The following is an 18,905-nucleotide window of genomic DNA, read 5'->3' as shown; positions in this document are numbered from 1 at the left end:
CTGGAGGCGTGAGACCTGAACTGCGCGATACCCCTGCCCCCGACCACGTCCGTCTAACCGATCGCCTCGAGCGTTTCCGCGGTCCGATCTTCACCATTTTCGATGACGAGATCGAGTTTGCGGCCGGGGACCGAGCGCGCCGGCAGTGGATGAAGCATGACGACGCCGTCGCCATCGTCGCGCTACGCCCCTCCGAGGCACCGGGTGAGGACTGGGACGTGCTTCTGATTCGCCAGTATCGCCACGCGCCACGGCGCATCATGTGGGAGATTCCCGCTGGTCTGTGCGATGCCGAGGGGGAGGCCGAAGTGGCGGCCGCCGCACGTGAGCTGCAGGAGGAGACGGACTACGTCGCAGCCCGCTGGTATCGGATGATCAACTTCGTCACCTCGCCAGGCGTGTCGGACGAGGACCTAGGGGTCTTTCTTGCCTTCGATCTCACCCATTGCCCGTCGTCGTTTACGCGAATGGAGGAAGAGGCCGAGATCGTTGTGGAGTGGTTTGGACTTCACGAGGTTACTGAGGCAATCTTCGCCCAGGAGCTGAGCAGCCCGAGTCTCGTGGCCGGTGTACTCGCCGCGAATGTGGCCCTCCACCGCGGTCTGCGCGCGGAGGATGAGGTTCGCCTCCCGCTGACGAGCTAAGGACGTCCCTGCCGCAAAGCCGCGCTCCCGCGCCAAGGGCAAGGATCAGGCGGTTTGCGAGCTACCGCCAGCCTCATGGAACGGGTATGTGCGAGGCCACGGCGTGCGCCTCGACTTGCGATTTCAGATTAAAGCAACGATCATGTTTCTTAATGGCGCAAGGAGGTGAAGTGAGTGAATGACCAAGGAACATACGGGCAGATTCTGCGTCTGATCGTCGAACGTGGCCCAATCACCGCCGGCGAACTCGCCAAGATCCTGGTGCTCACCCCGGCCGCGGTCCGCCGTCACATCGGGGTGCTCGTCGACGATCAGTTCATCGAGGAATACGACGCCCCGGTACGCACGCACACCCGGCGCGGGCGCCCGTCGCGCAAGTACGTTGCCACAGCGGAAGGCCAGAGCCAGCTCGGCCAGGGATACTCCGATCTGGCGGGTAACGCACTCGAATTCGTCCGCAACGCCATGGGCGATGAAGGCCTGGAGGCCTTCATCCAGGCGCGCGCCGAGTCGTTGATGAAACGTTACGGGACGATCCTCGACGCCGCCGGCACCGGACCGGCTGCCCGCGCAGCAGCGCTCACGGACGCCCTCAATAGAGACGGCTATGTCGCTACCCTTCGCCGGGGCGGACCGAACGCGCTGGCGATCCAGATCTGCCAGGGGCACTGTCCGATCCACGAAAGCGCGGAGGATTATCCGCTTCTGTGCGAGGCGGAGACGGAGGCCTTCGCCCGGCTACTGGGCGTGCCGATTCAACGGCTGTCCACCATCGCCTCCGGCGGGCACGTGTGCACCACGAACATCCCGCTCGGGCTACCCAAGAATTTGCGAACTCGTTCGCGAACGGCGCGCTCCGAGGAGCGCGCAACAACAACACCGCCACTTGGCGGCGTCTCGGAAGGAAACTGATGACCCAAACCGCACCGGGTACAAACGAGGGTTTGACCCAGGAAGAAACGATTGCCTCCATCGGCAATTACCAGTACGGGTGGCATGACGAGGATCCGGCCGCTGAGTCCGCTCAACGCGGCCTGAATGAGGACGTCGTGCGCAATATTTCCGCGCTGAAGAACGAGCCGGAATGGATGCTGAACAAGCGTCTGCGCGCGCTGAAGATGTTCCAGCGGCGCCCCATGCCCACCTGGGGCGCCGACCTGAGCGGCATCGATTTCGACCAGATCAAGTACTTCGTGCGCTCCACGGAAAAGACCGCCACCACGTGGGACGACCTTCCGCAGGACATCAAGCGCACCTACGACCGCCTGGGCATCCCGGAGGCCGAGAAGCAGCGCCTGGTGGCCGGCGTCGCCGCACAGTACGAATCCGAGGTGGTCTACCACAAGATCCGCGAGGACCTCGAACAGCAGGGCGTCATCTTCCTTGACACGGACACGGGCCTGAAGGACTACCCGGAGATCTTCGAGGAGTACTTCGGCACAGCGATCCCGCTGGGCGACAACAAGTTTGCCTCTCTGAACACCGCGGTGTGGTCGGGTGGTTCCTTCGTTTACGTCCCCAAGGGCGTCCACGTGGAGATTCCGCTCCAGGCCTACTTCCGCATCAACACGGAGAACATGGGCCAGTTCGAGCGCACGCTCATCATCGCCGACGAAGGCTCCTCGGTCCACTACGTGGAGGGTTGTACTGCCCCGATCTATAAGTCGGACTCACTGCACTCCGCAGTCGTGGAGATCTTCGTCAAGAAGGACGCCCGGGTGCGTTACACGACCATTCAGAACTGGTCAAACAACGTCTACAACCTCGTCACGAAGCGTGCGATGGTCGAGCAGGGCGGCACCATGGAGTGGATCGATGGCAATATCGGCTCGAAGGTGACGATGAAGTACCCGGCCGTCTACCTCATGGGTGAGCAGGCGCGCGGTGAGACCCTCTCGATCGCCTTTGCCGGCGAGGGCCAGCATCAGGACACGGGTTCGAAGATGGTCCACAATGCGCCGAACACGCACAGTTCGATCGTTTCCAAGTCCGTTTCGCGCGGCGGCGGCCGCTCCTCGTACCGTGGCCTGGTTCAGGTCAACGAAAACGCGCGCCACTCGAAGTCGAACGTGCTGTGTGACGCGTTGCTGGTTGACCAGATCTCGCGCTCGGACACCTACCCCTATGTGGATGTGCGCACTGACGACGTCGAGATGGGCCACGAGGCGACCGTCTCAAAGGTGTCGGCCGATCAGCTGTTCTACCTCATGAGCCGCGGAATCGAGGAGACGGAAGCCATGGCGATGATTGTGCGCGGCTTCGTCGAGCCGATTGCCCGTGAGCTCCCGATGGAATACGCGCTCGAACTTAACCGCCTTATTGCTCTTCAGATGGAAGGATCCGTTGGCTGATGACTACCATTCAACCCGCAGCGTCTCGAGCTGAGCGTTTGCTCTCCTTTAACCTAGGGGACTTCCCGGTCCCGCAGGGCACCGAGGAGGAGTGGCGCTTTACGCCGCTCGAACGCATGGAGGACTTCTTCGCTGACGAGGTCTCCGGCGAGGTGCCGGCGATCAGCGCTTCCGAGCCCTCCCTCCTCGAGAGAGTTTCGCGCGAGGATACCCGAATCGGCCGCCTCATGGCGCCCGAGGACCGCGTGGCTGCCCTGGCGTGGAATAGTGCGAGGGAGGTCTACGTCCTGACCTTGCCGAAGGACACGAAGCTGGAGCGCGAGGTCGTCGTGACTATCGACGGCTCCGGTTCGAAGGACGTTGCCGCCCTTCACCTCCTCATCGACGCCCAGCCCTTCTCCGAGGCGACCGTGGTCATCAACCACTTCGGTTCGGCGCGGCTGGCCGAGGGGATCGAGATCAACGTCGAGAGCGGCGCACACCTGACCTTCGTCACGATCCAGGACTGGGACGACGACGCCGTCCACATCTCCTCCAACCGCGCTCACGTGGCGCGCGACGCCAACCTCAAGCACATCGTGGTATCCCTCGGCGGCGACGTCGTGCGCACGACGACGTCGGTGGACTTCGGCGGCGAGAACGGCGAGCTCAACCTGCTGGGCGCTTACTTCGTCGACGAGGGCCAGCACATCGAGAATCGCCTGCTTGTCGACCACAATCAGGCCAACTGCACCTCGAACGCCACCTACAAGGGCGCGCTTCAAGGGGAGGACGCCCACTCGGTGTGGATCGGCGACGTGCTCATCCAGCCGAACGCCGAGGGCACGGACACCTACGAACTCAACCGCAACCTTGTCCTGACCGAGGGCGCGCGGGCCGACTCGGTGCCGAACTTGGAGATCGAGACGGGCGAGATCGAGGGCGCCGGCCATGCGTCAGCCACCGGCCGATTCGATGACGAGCAGCTGTTCTACCTGCGTTCGCGTGGCATCCCGGAGGATCAGGCGCGACGACTCGTGGTGCGCGGCTTCTTCGCCGAGTTGATCAACCAGATCGGCGTCGAGTCGGTTCAGAGCAAGCTCATGGAGTCCATCGAGAAGGAGCTTGACATCGTGTTGGAGCTTTCCGAATGAGCGACGTGCAGATCTGTACCGTGTCGGACGTCGATCCCGGAACCGTGGAGGGATTCACCGTGGATGGCAGGGACATCGCGGTGATCCACACCGAGGCCGGACGCTGGTTTGCCATGGACAATCAGTGCTCGCACGGACGATTCAAGCTCTCATTGGGCGAGGTCTTCGATGACGAAATCGAATGCACTCGTCACGGCGCGGCCTTCAGTGTGGAAACTGGCGAGCCGCTCTCCCCACCGGCCACCGAGCCGATCCAGACCTACCCGGTGCGGGTGGACGGCGAAAGCGTCCTCCTCACGCTGTAACTATTGATCCTCAAAGAGAAAAGAAGAAAACTCGTGTCTACTCTCGAAATTAAGAACCTGCACGTGTCCGTCGAGACCGCCGAGGGTCCGAAGCCGATCCTCAAGGGCGTCGACCTGAAGATCGAGCACGGTGAGATCCACGCCATCATGGGCCCCAACGGCTCGGGCAAGTCCACGCTCGCCTACGCGATCGCGGGTCACCCAAGCTACACCATCACCGAAGGTGAGATCCTCCTCGACGGCGAGAACATCGTCGAGCTGACCGCCGACGAGCGCGCTAAGGCTGGCCTGTTCCTGGCCATGCAGTATCCGGTGGAGGTGCCGGGCGTGACCGTAACTAACTTCCTGCGCTCGGCCAAGACCGCGATCGACGGCGAGGCCCCGAAGTTGCGGACGTGGGTCAAGGAGCTCGACGAGGCGATGGTGAATTTCAAGGTCGAGAAGGAGTGGGCTGGTCGTGACGTCAACGTCGGCTTCTCCGGTGGCGAGAAGAAGCGCCTCGAGGTCCTCCAGATGGAGGTGCTCAAGCCCAAGTTTGCCGTCCTCGACGAGACGGATTCCGGCCTGGACATCGACGCGTTGCGCCTGGTCTCGGAGGGAGTCAACCGCGTCCACGCCTCCAACGGTAACGGCATTATGCTCATCACGCACTACACCCGCATCCTGCGTTACATCAAGCCTGACCACGTCCACGTCTTCGTGGACGGCCGCGTGGCACTCTCGGGCGGTCCCGAGCTCGCCGACCAGCTTGAGGCCGAGGGCTACGAGCGTTTCGAGAAGTAATGAACTCGGTCGCTCCACGCGAGGATTTCCCCGTCCTGCAACGCCGCATGCGGGGCGGGGAAGAGCTCGTCTATCTAGATTCCGGTGCCACCTCGCAAAAGCCGCAGGTGGTGATCGATGCCGTTGATCGCCAGGAGCTCTACAGCAACGGCGCCGTCAAGCGTGGATCGCACCAGCTGGCCGCCGAGTCGACAGTGGCCTACGAAGGTGCCCGCGCGTTAGTCGCGCGCCTGGTGGGCGCCGAGACTGACGAGATCGTGTGGACGAAGAACTCGACCGAGGCTCTCAACCTCCTCGCCTACGCTTTCGACGACGTCTCGCGCGGGCGCGGAGAGTCAGTGATCCGCGGCGGGCGCAAGCACGCCCAGCGCCTGCGAGAGATTCAGGAGCGGATGATAATCCGGGAAGGCGACAACGTCGTCATCACCCGCGCCGAGCATCACGCCAACCTCATCCCGTGGCAGGAGCTGTGCTTGCGCACCGGCGCCGAGTTGCGTTGGTTCGAGCTGACGGCGGACGGGCGGATCGACGTCGATCGGGGGATCGCGCAGGGCATCGTCGATGAGCGCACGAAGGTGCTGGCTTTCGCCCACGTGGCCAATGTGACCGGTGTGGTCGCGCCCGTGGACAGGCTCGTCGAGCTGGCTCACGGCGTCGGAGCGATCGTCGTCTTGGACGCGTGTCAGTCTGTGCCGCACATGCCTGTAGATTTTCACGCGTTGGGCGTGGACTTTGCTGCCTTCTCCGGGCACAAGATGCTCGGCCCCACCGGAATTGGTGCGCTCTACGGGCGCAAGGAACTGCTTGAGGCTTTGCCGCCGTTCCTGACGGGCGGCTCGATGGTCGAGGTTGTGACGTTGGAGCGGACGACGTTCGCGTTGCCGCCGGCGCGCTTCGAGGCCGGCACGCAGCCGGTCGCGCAGGCGGTGGGCATGGGAGCTGCCGCCGAATACCTCATGAACATCGGCATGGACAGGGTAGAAGAGCACGAGGCCGCCCTCACGGCCCGCGCGCTCGAGGGAATCGCGAGGATCCCGGGCGTGCGAGTGCTCGGCCCGGCCGATGCTGCAGACCGGCTCGGCATCGTCAGTTTCGACGTCGAGGGTGTCCACCCGCACGACGTCGGGCAGGTGCTTGACTCGAAGGGCATCGCGATTCGTGTGGGCCACCACTGCGCCCAACCCGTCCACGCGCACTTCGGCGTCCACGCCTCCAGCCGCGCGTCGTTCGGGCCATACAATACGGCAGAAGAAATCGACGCCTTCCTTGAGGCGCTATCGGGTGTACGCTCGTTCTTTGGACTAGGGGATTGAGGCGATGAACGAACTCGAACAGATGTACCAGGAGATCATCCTCGACGCCGCGCGCGAGCGTCACGGTGCGGGGGTGCTCGATGAGCCTGCGGGGGAGTCCTTCCAGGTTAACCCGACGTGCGGCGATCAAGTTACGATGCAGGTCAGCATCGATGACGGCAAAATCGCCTTAGCGTGGGATGGGCACGGCTGCTCGATCTCTCAGGCCTCGATCTCCATCATGTCGGAGCTCGTGGAGGGTAAGACGGTCGAGGAGTTCGACCAGCTCTACCGCACGTTCCGCCACATGATGGACGGCCAAGGCGCGGCGATCTCGGATGAGGACGCGGACCTTCTGGAAGACGCCTCTGCCTTCCAGGGCGTGTCGAAGTTCCCCATGCGAATCAAGTGCGCGCTACTGGGCTGGATGGCCCTGCGTGACGCTACCGATCAGGCCCTCGAATAGGGCTGGAGATAACCGGAGATAAGGAGATGGCAATGAGTGACGTTACTCCACCGAGCACCGCGGACATCGAGGAGGCTCTGCGCGACGTGATCGACCCCGAACTGGGCGTCAACATTGTCGACCTGGGCCTGCTGTATGGCATCACGCTTGAAGGCAACTGCGCGATTGCGGACATGACTCTGACGTCGGCAGCGTGCCCGTTGACGGACGTCATCGAGGAGCAGGCGCGCCAGGCGGTCGCCGGACTCGTCGACGACCTGCGAATCAACTGGGTCTGGCTTCCGCCGTGGGGGCCGGAGCGCATCACCGACGACGGACGCGACCAGCTTCGCGCCCTCGGCTTCAACGTCTAAGACGCTGGTCCTCGCTCGGTGAGGGCGGCGTCGGACTCAGGGACGTGCGACACTCCAGGTGTCGCACGTGTCATATGTGCCTCCGTTGATGCCGCGGGTGAGCCACTCCATGCGCTTGTCGGCAGAGCCGTGGGAGAAATTGTCCGGGTTTGCTTGCAGACCGGCATGTTCGTAGATGCGGTCGTCGCCGACGGCTTGGGCGGCGCTCAGTGCGGAGCGTAACTCATCCTGCGTGGGCTGGCGGAGGAACGCCGTGCCGTTAGCATCCGTGGTGGCGGCGGCGTTATGGATCCACACGCCGGCAAGACAGTCGGCCTGGAGTTCCGAGCGAACCATGGAGGAATTCTCGCCGCTGGAGCGGTGGTCGACCCTGTTGAGATCGCCGGTCAGCAGCTGCATATGGTGGCCGTATTCGTGGGCGAGGATGTAAAGCTGGGAGAGCGGGGCATTATCCGCGCCGAGCTGGTCGAGTTGATCGAAGAACGACACGTCAATGTAGATCGTCTGGTCGCCGGGGCAGTAAAACGGCCCGGTTTGCGCGGAGCCCATGCCACAGGCGGTGGAGACCTGTCCGGAGAAGAGGTTGAGGGAGGCCGGCTGGTAGCGGATCCCGAGCTCCTGCGGCGCCTGGCGCCCCCAAAAGTCATCGATCGAGTTCTTCCCTCCCACCATGCGGCACTCCACGTGCCGGTTCGCGTCCGCGCCCGTCTGGCACAGTTGCTCGAGGCTGGTCGCCGTGTCCGCCCGCTGGACGGGCGCCTCGTAGGACTGGCCGAAGTCGGGCAGGGTGCCGGTGAGGAGAAAGTAGAGAAGGACTCCCATCAGGCCAAACCCGCCGATCCCGCCTCCAACGGCGGCGCCGCGCCTGCCTCGGCTCACCCCGGACGTGCTGAGCCGAGCGTTGTCATTGAAGGTCATACCGGCCGCCTTTCGTGTCGATCACCACGAGTCTATAACGTCCCTCCGACACATGCTGAGTCGGGGTTGCTTCCCTTACCCCGTTAGACTGGGGGAATGATTCAGGGACAGGACCTTCACATGCGCATCGGCGAGCGCGTCCTTTTAAACGAAGTTTCCCTCACCGTCGATCGGGGCAAACGGATCGGGTTGGTGGGACGCAACGGCGCTGGAAAGACGACGTTGCTGCGCCTGCTGGCGGGCGAAGAGGCCACCTCGGACGTCGTCGAACGCGGCGGCTCGATCCACCGGCGCGGCACAGTCGGCTACCTGCCCCAGGACACCCGCGAAGGTGACCTCACCCAGATCGCACGCGAGCGGATCCTCTCGGTGCGCGGAATTGAGAAGATGCTCGCGCGGATCAACCGTGCCGAACGCGAGATGTCCACCCTTACCGGGCCCAAGCAACACAAGGCGATGGAGCGCTACGTGCGCCTAGATGCCGAGTTCACCGCCGCCGGGGGATGGGCCGCCAACTCCGAGGCCGCCCGCATCACCGCCGCGCTCGGCCTACCCGATCGCGTGCTCGACCAGCCGCTTGAGACGCTCTCGGGAGGTCAGCGTCGTCGCGTCGAACTCGCCCGGGTACTGTTCTCCGACGCCGAGACACTCCTGCTCGATGAGCCGACGAACCACCTCGACCATGACTCCATCCTCTGGCTGCGTGACTGGCTCAAGGCCTACAGCGGGGGCTACGTCATCGTCTCCCACCATGTCCAGCTCCTTGAAGAAACCGTCAACACGGTGTGGTACCTGGATGCCAACCGCTCCACGCTCGACGTCTACAACATGGGATGGAACAAGTACGTGCTCCAGCGCGAGACGGACGAGAAGCGCCGGCGTCGTGAACGGCAAAACGCGCAGAAGAAGGCCGCCGCGCTCATGGCCCAGGCCGACAAGATGCGTTACAAAGCGACGAAGGCCGTGGCGGCGCAGAACATGGAGAAGCGCGCCGAGCGGATGCTGGAGGGCCTGGAGGCCGAGCGCGCGGCGGAGAGGGTGGCGAACCTACGCTTCCCGACCCCGGCGCCGTGCGGCAAGACGCCGCTACGCGGGGAAGGCCTGAGCAAGTCCTACGGTTCGCTTGAGGTGTTCGCGGGTGTGGACCTGGCGATCGATCGCGGATCGCGCGTCGTTATCCTCGGCCTCAACGGCGCCGGCAAGACCACGCTCCTACGCCTGCTGGCTCGGGTCGAGCAACCCGACACCGGCGAGGTTGTCGACGGCCACGGCCTCAAGCTCGGCTACTATGCCCAGGAGCACGAGTTCATTGACACCGGTGCGAGCGTGTATGAGAACATGCGCCGCGCGGCGCCCACCGAGTTCACGGACACCGACGTGCGCAGCGTGCTCGGCTCCTTTCTCTTTTCCGGCGACGACGCCGACAAGCCGGCCGGCGTCCTCTCGGGCGGCGAGAAGACCCGCCTGGCGCTAGCCACGATCGTGGCCAGCGGCGCGAACGTCCTTCTCCTCGACGAGCCGACGAACAACCTCGACCCGGCCTCGCGGGAAAAGATCCTCGATGCGCTACGCAAGTATGAGGGCGCCGTCGTGCTCGTCACCCACGACGAGGGGGCTGTCAGCGCCCTTGAGCCCGACCGGGTGCTGCTCCTGCCTGACGGGGACGAGGACCTATGGTCGGAAGACTACATCGAGCTGATCTCTCTGGCCTAGGCTGAAGGCATGACTCTGATTCTGATGCGCCACGCGAAGGCTAGACATGCCGGCGTGGATCACGCCCGTCCGCTCAGCGATCACGGCAAGCGCCAGGCCGGCTTCGTTGGGGGAGAGATCGGTCGCGTCGTCGGTGAGGTCGACCAGCTCTTCGTGTCCGATGCGACCCGAACCCTGCAGACCCTGGAGGCGTTGACCTCCGGCGGCCTGCGCGTTCGGGAACGCATCGTCGAGCCGGGTCTGTATTCGGCCGGCGGGGACGAGGTGGTGGAGCTGTTGCGCGCGGCCGCCACCGAGCGCGTGGTCATGGTGCTCGGGCACGAACCGACCATGACCGCGGTCGCCTACCAGCTGTGGGACGGAAAGGGTCAGGCCGGCTTCGCTTCGGGTTTCCCGACGTCTGCGGCCGCGGTCTTCAGCGTCGATACCGCTTGGCCGCAGCTGGTACTGGGTTCGCTCCCGCTACAGGCCTTCATCCGGGCGCCGATGTAGCAACTGGAGAAGGTGATTGTGCAACGACTATGGTCGAGGTAAATGCAGCTGTTGAAGAGGGAAACGAAATTGCAGTTGAATACAATATATCGGATAAGTGTACAGCTGTTAATGTTAGAGGAAAACAAATGAGGGAGGCAGTTGTGCCAATCATATTTGTGCGATATGCGCCAACGGCAGATATTGCAAGTGCTACGAGCTGTCAGCGGGCGATATTATGAAGCTCAACGTCGCTCTCGCAATCGCCTTCCTCTTCGGGCTCGGCGGTGTTGCCTATGGCACGTACGTCGCATTTATTTACCAGGGCGGAACCACCGAACTTGACCCGTTCGCTATCGCGGCTGTTGCCGGCGCGATCACAGTATGTGCAGGGTGGATCAAGAGCGCGCCGTGGGCAATGGTCGTCGGTTTTATCCTCATGGCCTTGGCGCCCACGGGATTCCTGTGGATCTTCAACCTTGCGGCTGCGATCGGCGCCGGGCTGTCCGTCCTACGATGCCGACGCGCGAAGGTCTAGGCGTACTGTGCTTCCTTTGAGGTTGTGAACATTTGAGATAGGTGAAGACCTCCGGGCGAGAATTAGGTTAGCCATAATCTAATCTTGACTCGGAGGTCTTCATGACTCGCGCTAATGCACCTTTGCTCTCAGGGGTTGTCCTTTCTTTGTTGCCGCTTGATTAAGCTGGTTTGTCTGGCTTGGAGAGGCGTTGGGAGAAACATGGGTGAGAAGACGACGAGGTGGTCTTTTGCCCCGGAGTATCGACGTGATGCGGCACCCTTGACATTATAGAAAGTAAGGGTAGGCTAACCTAAGGCGGGGCGGTGGTTGGCCCGCCTTCACGCAGATAGGAGCCTGCCCATGAAAACAAAGGATTTCGTCAATATCGGTGCCTTCACGGCGATTTATTTCGTTCTGGTGTTTGCCACCGGCATGCTCGGCGTCATCAACCCGCTCATGATGTTCGTCGGCTATCTCCTGGGGATCACCGCGAATAGCGCGGTCATCGGGTTGTTCAAGGCGCGCGTTCCCGCAACCGGGGCGCTGACAATCATGGGCCTACTGGTTGGCGGGCTCATGGTGCTCACGGGACACCCCTGGATCGTGGTTATCTTGGCCCCGCTGCTTGGCTTCGCGGGGGAGTTCATCATGGCCCGGGGAGGCTTCTCTCGCCTGGCTAACTCTCTTGGCTACGCCGTGTTGACCATCTGGTACATCGTTCCCTGGTTCCCCGTCTTTATCAACGCCGAAAGCTACCGCGAATACATCGTCTCAAGCATGGGCGATGCCTATGCCGCCAAGCTCGACTGGTTCTTGAGCCCGCTGCCGATCGTCTGTTGGGGCCTGTTCGCCTTTGTCGCCGCCTTCCTCGCGGCCTATTTCTTCGGCCAGAAGCTAGTCACTCGCCACTTTGCCAAAGCTGGGATCGCCAAGTGAGCTTCCTGGAGGATCGTGTTGGGACGCTGAGCGTCAGGAGCGAGCAGCCCTCCCCGACGCGTGTCGGGGCGAGTAGCTCGCACCCCGATCCTCGAACCGTTCTGCTTGCCGTCTTAGTTATCAATGTTCTCGCGATGTCGAGGAGAGCGGGCTTCGCCGGCTGCCTCGTTGCCTTTTGCGTGGCTTGGGCGGCGGTGTGGACGCTGGGACGGGTGAGGGCAGCGGTGAAGATCGGTCTGGCACAGGCGATTCTGGTCGCCCTAGCGATCGTCCCCTCGTCCCTGTGGCCGAACGGATTTACCGCCTTCGTGACCGTGGCGTGCATGTGGCTCGCTCAGTTCGGCGCCACCGTGGCCATCGCCTATTACGCGATCGCCGTCATCGCGCCCGGGGAGCTTGTCGCCGCGATGCGTCAGCTACGCTGCCCAGTCGCCGTCGTGGTCCCCCTCACGGTCATGTTGCGCTTCATTCCCCTGGTTGTGAGCGAGTATCGAGGGATTCGTGAGGCGATGACTCTCAGGGGGCTTGCTCCGGGGTGGAGGGTGCTGATTCATCCGTTGGACTATTTAGAAATGGTGCTTGTGCCGCTGCTCATGTCCTGTTCACGCACCGCCGATGAGATGACCGCGGCGGGAATGGTCCGAGGTCTCGGCTCGCACGTTCGGCCCACGACGATGCGCCGCCTGCACATGCGGCCCTCCGACGTTGCCTGGCTCGTGATCCTCGCGGCACTGATCGGCGTCGGACCCTTCGTCCGGCACATCGACCTGCTTGGAATCGGAGCGGCATAATGACGACGCTCTCTCACGTCACATTCGCTTACGCCCTCGGTGAGGGAGAGGGGGCACCGCGCTCGGGCGGCGTCATGGACATCGACCTAGAGTTCGCCCCCGGGCAGTTCGTCCTCATCACCGGGCCTTCTGGTTGCGGAAAGTCCACGATCCTGAAATTGCTCAACGGGCTCATCCCCGAGCTGTTCTCCGGCGATCTGTCCGGCAAGGTCACGCTCGCCGGACACGAGACGACCTCGACTGACATTCAGAGCCTCGGGCGATGCGCAGGGATAGTCTTCCAGAATCCTCGCTCGCAATTCTTCACCGCCAACGTCATCGAGGAGCTCGCATTTGCAAGCGAGAACGCGGGCGAGGCCCCCGAGGTGATCGCAAGGCGCATCGAGGATGCCGCCGATACCTGGGCGCTGGCCGATTTCCTCGATCGCGACCTGACCAAGCTCTCGGGTGGGCAGGCTCAGCTCGTTGCGAGCGCTGTCGCCACCGCGGGGCCCCAACACATCCTGTTGCTCGACGAGCCGACCTCCAACCTTTCGGTGGAGATGATTGGCCGGTTCGCTGCCGCGCTCGGCGAGTTGAAGGGGCGGGGATGGACAATCGTGTGTGCCGAACACCGCGTCTACCCCTTCCGCGAGATCGCCGACCGGGTGGTCAGGCTTGCCGGCGGGCGCGTCGTCGAGGTGTGTGGCGCCAACGAGTTTTACTCTCGCAGCGACGTCGAACGCCGTGCAATGGGCCTAAGAACCCTGAAGGCGCCGGATGCCGGCATACTGGGCGAAGGATCGGATCGGTCCGGGACAACGGATGCGGTCGTTGCCGACAATCTGACATTCAGCTACGGCGATCGAGAGGTCCTGGACATAGATTCTCTTACGCTCTATCCCGGCCAGGTGACGAGCCTGGAGGGGCCTAACGGGGCGGGCAAGACGACGCTCGCCCGGGTGCTCATCGGCCTGGCCGATGCCTCCGCCGGGCGCATCAGCTTCGCCGGAAAGGACGCCGGCAAGCACATGCGCCAGGCCAGATCTGTGCTGGTGATGCAGGACGTCAACCGTCAGCTTTTTGGACAGAGCGTCCGGGCTGAGATGCGTATCGGTGGGGTGGAGGTCAGCGACGAGCGCATCGATGGGGTACTGGCAGCTCTCGACCTCGACGAGCTCGCCGACCGTCATCCCATGACGCTGTCGGGTGGGCAGAAACAGCGACTCGTCATCGCCTGCTCGCTCGTGGCAGATAAGGAGCTATACGTTTTCGACGAGCCGACCTCGGGTGTGGACTACGCCCAGCTTCGATCGATCAGTGAAGAGATTCGTGCCCTCGCCGCGCGTGGCAAGACGGTACTTATCATCAGCCACGATTTGGAGTTCATCGACGAGGTTGCCGATCGGCGCCTGTGGCTCGACACCCTCGCGGATGCCCGCGCCAACGACGAGCCGCAGATACGTGCCCTCGGGACGCGATCACGCTCCAAGAACTAGAGAAGGAGATGGGCGGATGCCCAAGAAACAGCAGAATTCCGAGCAGGCCGCTCTCAAGGCCGCCAATCGCGAAGGACGTGAGGCACTCGCCTCGCTACTTGCCCCGGTGCGCTCAGCCCGGTTGATCGCTAATACGTTGGCGGTGGTATCTTCGGTGCTCGCGGTCTTCCCCTATGTTGCGCTTGTCGGCATCGGCAACGAGCTCGTTACCCCCTCTGGTGGCTCGGTCGATCCCGAGGTCGTCAAGCGCTGGGTCATGGTACTGCTCTCCACCTTCCTCGCCCGCCTGGCAGTCTATTTCATCGCGTCGCTTATCACCCACCTTGCCGATGTCCGACTTGGGGCGTCGATTCGGCGGGATATCGTGGCGCGCCTTGGAAAGACGTCTCTGGACTGGTTTGGGGAAAATACCTCCGGGCACGTTCGCAAGGTGGTCTCCGATGACGTGAAGACCCTGCACATGCTCGTCGCGCACCGGCCGGTCGACTCTATCGTCGCTTGCTGCGTGCCGGTGATGTGCGGCATCTACGCCTTCGTGATCGACTGGAGGCTGGGTCTGCTCGCGACAGCGTCGATCCCGATCTACGCCCTCATCTTCTCGATCCTTATGCGCGGAGTGGGCGAGCGCTCCGTGGAGCTCAACGGCTACCTCGATAAGGTCTCCGCGGCGATGATCGAGTTTGTCAAGGGAATCGCCGTGGTCAAGACGTTCGGCATCGTCGGGCGGGCCCACCGCCGCTATGCGGACGCCGCTGAAGATGCGTGCGACTTCATGGAGGAGTGGAACCGCCCGCTGACCACGGCCAGCGCGCTGACCGCCGGGATCGTCTCGACCCCGGTCATCGTGCTCATGGTGGGATTTGTCGGAACCTGGTTGTGTACACGCGGCTGGGTGACCCCCGTCGAGGTGATCGTCGGATGCCTCATCGCAATCTCCTTGCCTGACTCGATCACGCTCGTGGCAAATATGGCCTGGAATTACCAGCTTGCCGGTGCGGCCGCGAAACGGATCTGTGAGGCACGAAATACCCCGATGATTTCCCATATCGAGCCCACCGCTAAGGCTCCTTGCGGGTGCGAGGTCGTCGTCTCAGACACGCGGGTCACCTACGGCTCGACGATCGCACTCGATGGTGTGAGCATGAGGTGTGCCCCGGGAACTATCACCGCGCTCATCGGCCCGTCGGGCGCGGGAAAGTCGACGCTGGCGAAGCTGGTCGCCCGCTTCGTTGACCCGGAGGCGGGAAGCGTGAAGATCGGAGGGGTCGACATACGTTCCATGAGCGAGACTCAGCTATACTCCCTCGTCGGATTCGTACTTCAGGACGCACTGCTCGTTCGCGCATCGGTGGCTGAGAATATCGCGATGGGCAGGCCGGGAGCGAGCAGGGAGAAGATCGAGGAGGCGGCCAAGCGCGCCCGGATCCACGATGAGATCTGCAAGCTACCCAATGGCTACGACACGGTCATCGGCGACGAGGTCAAGCTCTCAGGCGGTCAGGAGCAACGTATCGCGATCGCCCGCACGCTATTGCGAGACACGCCGGTCCTCATTCTCGACGAGGCCGCGGCGATGGTCGACCCGGCCTGCGAGGCACAAATACAAGAGGCTATCAACCATCTCGTTACCGGCCGGACGGTGATCGTGATTGACCACCGCCCGGCATCGGTGCGCGGGGCCGATCAGATCGTCGTGCTCGACCACGGGCGCGTCCAGGCCGCAGGAAAACACGACGAGATCCGAGACAACGAATGCTATAGGCGACTGCTGCGCGCCTCCGCAGCAGAGCCCGAGGAGGTGGAGGCATGAGCGGGAAGCATATGGGTTTTGTCGCCACGCTACGAAACTACGGAAAGCTCAACGAAGGTACCCACGATTCGGCCAATGTGTTCGCTTGGATATGCCGGGTGGCGAACGGGGTCATTCAGGGTCTGGGTCTACTGGCCCTGATGAGGTTGGCGAGGGCGCTCGCTGACGGCGGCACCCACGTTCGCGGATGGATCGTCGTCCTGGCGATCTTGGGAGCGACCGGCTTGGTGACGATCTTCGTTCGCGAGAAGTGTTCGTATGCCTCCGCTTTCCAGGTTATGCGCCGCGTCCACACCAAGGTGGGCGACAAGCTGTCGACCCTTCCCTTGGGCTGGTTCACTTCCGATTCGGTCGGCCGACTCTCGCGTCTGTCGGCAGCGGCGGTAAACGAGATGGGTTCCCTCGCGGGCCACATGCTTTCCCTCATGACGGTCGCCTTCGTGACCCTTGTGACGCTCACTGTCGGTCTGATCGTCTGGTATCCCGCCATCGGGTGGCTGGCGAGCGCCATGCTCGTCGGCTACGTGGTGCTCATCGCGGCGCTGACCGCGATCAACGGGCGCACCGCCGCCTACCGGGAACCGGCCGAGGAGGAACTGTCAGATCGAGTGGTGGAGTTCGCAGCCGTTCAGCCGATGCTCAGGGCCTGCGACCGGCTTCAATATCCCCAGCTTGCGCGCGCGATCGATGAGAACCAACGCCGGGCTCGCCGCGTGCTGCTCATCGATGTGATCGCCCAGCTGATCGGAGGGATGGCCGCCCAGACGATCACGGTCGTGCTGATCATGCAGATCGTCTCAATGGCGCTCAACGGGGAGTTTTCGGGTCTCGAGGCGGTCGCCGCCGCCGGCCTCACTCTCCAGATCCTCGTCTATTTGAACGCACTCAACGATGCGCGCGTCGGGCTTCAGACGCTGAGCCCGACCCTGGCAACGGTCGACGACGTGCTAAGCACCGAGCCGCTCAGCGAGCCGGCAACCAGCTCCAGTGACGAGCGCCCCGGGGCGGTGGAGCTACGCGGGGTGTCCTTCTCTTACGACGGACGTACCAAGGTGCTCGACGATGTGTCTTTCGACGTGCCGGCGCGATCGATGACGGCGATCGTCGGCGCATCGGGCTCGGGCAAGACGACGATCACCCGTCTGGTGTGCCGCTTCTGGGAGGTCGATTCGGGCCAGGTGCTCGTCGGCGGAGTCGATGTGAAGGATCAGACTTCGGCCGATCTCATGTCAAAACTGTCGATGGTATTCCAGGACGTCTACCTCTTCGACGACACCTTGGAGGCGAACATCCAGGTCGGAAATCCTGACGCCAGCCGGGAAGAGATTGAGCAGGCCGCTCACCTTGCCGGGGTCGACGAGATCGTCAAGCGGCTACCTGAGGGCTGGGCAAGCCGCGTCGGCGAGGGTGGCACGGCCCTCTCCGGGGGCGAGCGTCAGCGGGTCGCTGTCGCTCGCGCGTTGCTCAAGAAGGCTCCGATTTGCCTATTTGACGAAGCGACGAGCGCCTTGGACGCCGAGAACGAGGCGAACCTCGCCCGCGCGTTCACCTCGTTGCGGTCCGAGTCGACAGTTCTGGTGATCGCTCACAAGCTCAACACGATCACCTCGGCGGATCAGATCGTGGTGCTCGACGAGTCGGGGCGCGTCGCCCAGCGCGGCACTCACGCCGAGCTGGTGGAGAGTCCGGGAATCTATCGAGAGTTCTGGGAGAATCGGACGAAGGCTGAGGGATGGAGGCTCGCCAACGACTAACGGTCCGTGGTCTCGAGATCGGGTCCGCGATCGGCCCTAGGCGCGCGCGTCGCCGCTTGTTGCTCCCGCTTGGCGCGGTTGTATTCGGCGCGACGGCGTGCCCACTCCGCGCGTAACTCAGGATCCTCCATGACGAGTTTGACGGTCTGGCAATCCTCCGGACCGGTGACGTAGAGCTGGCACAGCGTACACGGCTCCCCGAAGCGGAGCGGACACATGGGACTAGGCATGAATATCCCACCCCACAAGGGCCGCGACCGCGTCTAGGCGAGGGAAGCTCACCGCGCAGTCTGCCTCTTCGCGCACCACAGGTTTGCCCTGGAAGGCGACGCCGAGACCCGCGCGGCGCATCATGGGCAGGTCGTTCGCGCCATCGCCGACACATAGGACCATGTCCGCGTCGATGCCCCACTCGCGCTCCCAAGTCTCGACGGCGGCCACCTTGGCTGCGCCGTCGATCACGGTGCCGTAGGTGCGGCCGGTGAGCGCGCCGGATTCGACGCTCAGGCCGTTGGCGACGAAGCGGTCGATGCCCTCCCGCTCAGCGAGCGGGCCGACCACCTCGGTAAAGCCGCCAGAGACAAGACCAAACCTGCCGCCGCGGGCGTGGATCTCCTCGACCAGGCGGCGGGCGCCCGGGGTCAGGCGCACCTCGGCGAGCACGTGACCGAACACCGACTCGGGCACTCCCGCGAGCATGGCCACGCGATGGGCAAGGGACTGGGAAAAGTCAAGCTCACCGCGCATCGCGGCTTCGGTCACCGCCCGAACCTCCTCCTCGACGCCGGCATGGGCGGCCAACATCTCGATGACCTCAGTGGTGATAAAGGTGGAGTCGACGTCGGTGACAATCGCAGCGGGGCCAGCTTCGGCCATCTTGCCAGTCATGAGTGCCGAGTCGATCGCGAGCGCCATGGCCGGGCCGCGCAGTTCTTCGTTGAAATCGGCGCGGGTGGAATAGCGCGAACCGTAACCACCCGCGTCGTCCGGATCTGGCCCCTCGAATAACCAGGTGTGCGCGTGCAGACCGACTGTCATCACAGGCCGCGCGTCGTAATCTGAGGTGAGGTCTTCGATCGTTTGGGATACGTGATGGCACAGCGAGGCCGGTATCGGATGCGGTGCCACGAGCGAGAAACGATGCAACATGCCTACAGGGTAGCCGTCTATTCGCAGTTCCGTCACGT

20 protein-coding genes are annotated in these 18,905 nt (G+C 63.4%); 17 read left to right on the top strand and 3 right to left on the bottom strand.

Annotation, left to right across the window (positions count from 1 at the left end; translation table 11 throughout):
• Window positions 1–8: 8 nt before the first annotated feature.
• The 9 genes from J2S45_RS05905 (at window position 9) to J2S45_RS05865 (ending at window position 7,327) form a co-directional block, all read left to right on the top strand.
• Entirely contained in the window at window positions 9–644 is a 636-nt protein-coding gene (locus tag J2S45_RS05905; RefSeq protein WP_270974662.1) for an NUDIX domain-containing protein, read from the top strand.
• Between the two features lie 174 nt (window positions 645–818).
• Window positions 819–1,556 carry a helix-turn-helix transcriptional regulator gene (locus J2S45_RS05900; protein ID WP_270974661.1) on the top strand — a complete coding sequence of 246 codons (738 nt, stop codon included), beginning with the start codon at window positions 819–821 and terminating at the stop codon, window positions 1,554–1,556.
• Entirely contained in the window at window positions 1,556–2,995 is a 1,440-nt protein-coding gene (gene sufB / locus J2S45_RS05895; protein WP_270974660.1) for a Fe-S cluster assembly protein SufB, read from the top strand. Before J2S45_RS05900 ends, sufB begins: the two co-directional genes overlap by 1 nt.
• A complete protein-coding gene (gene sufD, locus J2S45_RS05890) occupies window positions 2,995–4,128 on the top strand; it encodes a Fe-S cluster assembly protein SufD (protein WP_296931705.1) in 1,134 nt (377 codons plus the stop codon). The genes sufB and sufD overlap by 1 nt, the downstream gene beginning before the upstream one ends.
• Window positions 4,125–4,433 (top strand): Rieske (2Fe-2S) protein, encoded by a 309-nt coding sequence (locus tag J2S45_RS05885; protein WP_270974658.1) that lies wholly within the window; start codon window positions 4,125–4,127, stop codon window positions 4,431–4,433. Before sufD ends, J2S45_RS05885 begins: the two co-directional genes overlap by 4 nt.
• A 33-nt stretch (window positions 4,434–4,466) precedes the next feature.
• Complete coding sequence (gene sufC / locus J2S45_RS05880) at window positions 4,467–5,216, top strand: Fe-S cluster assembly ATPase SufC (RefSeq protein WP_270974657.1); 750 nt, start codon at window positions 4,467–4,469, stop codon at window positions 5,214–5,216.
• Window positions 5,216–6,529 carry a SufS family cysteine desulfurase gene (locus J2S45_RS05875; RefSeq protein WP_307634816.1) on the top strand — a complete coding sequence of 438 codons (1,314 nt, stop codon included), beginning with the start codon at window positions 5,216–5,218 and terminating at the stop codon, window positions 6,527–6,529. The genes sufC and J2S45_RS05875 overlap by 1 nt, the downstream gene beginning before the upstream one ends.
• A 4-nt stretch (window positions 6,530–6,533) precedes the next feature.
• Window positions 6,534–6,974 carry a Fe-S cluster assembly sulfur transfer protein SufU gene (gene sufU / locus J2S45_RS05870; RefSeq protein ID WP_270974655.1) on the top strand — a complete coding sequence of 147 codons (441 nt, stop codon included), beginning with the start codon at window positions 6,534–6,536 and terminating at the stop codon, window positions 6,972–6,974.
• A 26-nt stretch (window positions 6,975–7,000) separates the two neighbouring features.
• Complete coding sequence (locus tag J2S45_RS05865) at window positions 7,001–7,327, top strand: metal-sulfur cluster assembly factor (protein WP_376707133.1); 327 nt, start codon at window positions 7,001–7,003, stop codon at window positions 7,325–7,327.
• Between the two features lie 36 nt (window positions 7,328–7,363).
• Here J2S45_RS05865 and ypfJ read toward each other — a convergent pair whose 3' ends face one another.
• A complete protein-coding gene (ypfJ, locus tag J2S45_RS05860) occupies window positions 7,364–8,245 on the bottom strand; it encodes a KPN_02809 family neutral zinc metallopeptidase (RefSeq protein ID WP_270974653.1) in 882 nt (293 codons plus the stop codon).
• 96 nt (window positions 8,246–8,341) lie between these two features.
• On the opposite strand from ypfJ, the gene J2S45_RS05855 reads away from it, so the two are divergent.
• From J2S45_RS05855 to J2S45_RS05820, 8 genes are all read left to right on the top strand, one after another.
• A complete protein-coding gene (locus J2S45_RS05855; RefSeq protein WP_300048532.1) occupies window positions 8,342–9,958 on the top strand; it encodes an ABC-F family ATP-binding cassette domain-containing protein in 1,617 nt (538 codons plus the stop codon).
• 9 nt (window positions 9,959–9,967) lie between these two features.
• A complete protein-coding gene (locus tag J2S45_RS05850) occupies window positions 9,968–10,450 on the top strand; it encodes a SixA phosphatase family protein (protein ID WP_296931695.1) in 483 nt (160 codons plus the stop codon).
• 217 nt (window positions 10,451–10,667) lie between these two features.
• On the top strand, window positions 10,668–10,967 hold the full coding sequence (locus J2S45_RS05845) for a hypothetical protein (protein WP_307634815.1): 300 nt from the start codon (window positions 10,668–10,670) through the stop codon (window positions 10,965–10,967).
• A gap of 342 nt (window positions 10,968–11,309) precedes the next feature.
• Window positions 11,310–11,885, top strand: coding sequence for an MptD family putative ECF transporter S component (locus J2S45_RS05840; protein WP_296931691.1), 576 nt, complete (start codon window positions 11,310–11,312; stop codon window positions 11,883–11,885).
• A complete protein-coding gene (locus J2S45_RS05835; protein ID WP_296931689.1) occupies window positions 11,882–12,676 on the top strand; it encodes an energy-coupling factor transporter transmembrane component T in 795 nt (264 codons plus the stop codon). Before J2S45_RS05840 ends, J2S45_RS05835 begins: the two co-directional genes overlap by 4 nt.
• Window positions 12,676–14,154 (top strand): ABC transporter ATP-binding protein, encoded by a 1,479-nt coding sequence (locus J2S45_RS05830; protein WP_296931687.1) that lies wholly within the window; start codon window positions 12,676–12,678, stop codon window positions 14,152–14,154. The genes J2S45_RS05835 and J2S45_RS05830 overlap by 1 nt, the downstream gene beginning before the upstream one ends.
• 16 nt (window positions 14,155–14,170) lie before the next feature.
• A complete protein-coding gene (locus J2S45_RS05825; protein WP_307634814.1) occupies window positions 14,171–15,964 on the top strand; it encodes an ABC transporter ATP-binding protein in 1,794 nt (597 codons plus the stop codon).
• Window positions 15,961–17,718 carry an ABC transporter ATP-binding protein gene (locus J2S45_RS05820; protein ID WP_307634813.1) on the top strand — a complete coding sequence of 586 codons (1,758 nt, stop codon included), beginning with the start codon at window positions 15,961–15,963 and terminating at the stop codon, window positions 17,716–17,718. The genes J2S45_RS05825 and J2S45_RS05820 overlap by 4 nt, the downstream gene beginning before the upstream one ends.
• Here J2S45_RS05820 and J2S45_RS05815 read toward each other — a convergent pair.
• Both J2S45_RS05815 and serB read right to left on the bottom strand, forming a co-directional pair.
• Complete coding sequence (locus J2S45_RS05815; RefSeq protein ID WP_296931681.1) at window positions 17,715–17,948, bottom strand: DUF6767 domain-containing protein; 234 nt, start codon at window positions 17,946–17,948, stop codon at window positions 17,715–17,717. The genes J2S45_RS05820 and J2S45_RS05815 overlap by 4 nt on opposite strands.
• Window positions 17,941–18,867, bottom strand: a complete 927-nt coding sequence (gene serB, locus J2S45_RS05810; RefSeq protein ID WP_307634812.1) for a phosphoserine phosphatase SerB — start codon at window positions 18,865–18,867, stop codon at window positions 17,941–17,943. Before serB ends, J2S45_RS05815 begins: the two co-directional genes overlap by 8 nt.
• Window positions 18,868–18,905: the final 38 nt, after the last annotated feature.

Source organism: Trueperella abortisuis (assembly GCF_030811095.1).
Lineage (GTDB): Bacteria > Actinomycetota > Actinomycetes > Actinomycetales > Actinomycetaceae > Trueperella > Trueperella abortisuis.
The sequence above is the reverse complement of the archived record's forward strand: the minus strand, read 5'-3'. Positions and strand labels throughout refer to the sequence as shown.

Excerpts from the sequence above, each read along its gene's own strand:
- J2S45_RS05820 (WP_307634813.1), top strand. The coding sequence starts at position 15,961 with ATGAGCGGGAAGCATATGGGTTTTGTCGCCACGCTACGAAACTACGGA.
- J2S45_RS05845 (WP_307634815.1), top strand. The coding sequence starts at position 10,668 with ATGAAGCTCAACGTCGCTCTCGCAATCGCCTTCCTCTTCGGGCTCGGC.
- ypfJ (WP_270974653.1), bottom strand. The coding sequence starts at position 8,245 with ATGACCTTCAATGACAACGCTCGGCTCAGCACGTCCGGGGTGAGCCGA.
- J2S45_RS05840 (WP_296931691.1), top strand. The coding sequence starts at position 11,310 with ATGAAAACAAAGGATTTCGTCAATATCGGTGCCTTCACGGCGATTTAT.
- serB (WP_307634812.1), bottom strand. The coding sequence starts at position 18,867 with ATGTTGCATCGTTTCTCGCTCGTGGCACCGCATCCGATACCGGCCTCG.
- J2S45_RS05875 (WP_307634816.1), top strand. The coding sequence starts at position 5,216 with ATGAACTCGGTCGCTCCACGCGAGGATTTCCCCGTCCTGCAACGCCGC.
- sufD (WP_296931705.1), top strand. The coding sequence starts at position 2,995 with ATGACTACCATTCAACCCGCAGCGTCTCGAGCTGAGCGTTTGCTCTCC.
- J2S45_RS05850 (WP_296931695.1), top strand. The coding sequence starts at position 9,968 with ATGACTCTGATTCTGATGCGCCACGCGAAGGCTAGACATGCCGGCGTG.
- sufB (WP_270974660.1), top strand. The coding sequence starts at position 1,556 with ATGACCCAAACCGCACCGGGTACAAACGAGGGTTTGACCCAGGAAGAA.
- J2S45_RS05815 (WP_296931681.1), bottom strand. The coding sequence starts at position 17,948 with ATGCCTAGTCCCATGTGTCCGCTCCGCTTCGGGGAGCCGTGTACGCTG.
- J2S45_RS05885 (WP_270974658.1), top strand. The coding sequence starts at position 4,125 with ATGAGCGACGTGCAGATCTGTACCGTGTCGGACGTCGATCCCGGAACC.
- J2S45_RS05825 (WP_307634814.1), top strand. The coding sequence starts at position 14,171 with ATGCCCAAGAAACAGCAGAATTCCGAGCAGGCCGCTCTCAAGGCCGCC.
- sufU (WP_270974655.1), top strand. The coding sequence starts at position 6,534 with ATGAACGAACTCGAACAGATGTACCAGGAGATCATCCTCGACGCCGCG.
- J2S45_RS05855 (WP_300048532.1), top strand. The coding sequence starts at position 8,342 with ATGATTCAGGGACAGGACCTTCACATGCGCATCGGCGAGCGCGTCCTT.
- J2S45_RS05830 (WP_296931687.1), top strand. The coding sequence starts at position 12,676 with ATGACGACGCTCTCTCACGTCACATTCGCTTACGCCCTCGGTGAGGGA.
- J2S45_RS05865 (WP_376707133.1), top strand. The coding sequence starts at position 7,001 with ATGGCAATGAGTGACGTTACTCCACCGAGCACCGCGGACATCGAGGAG.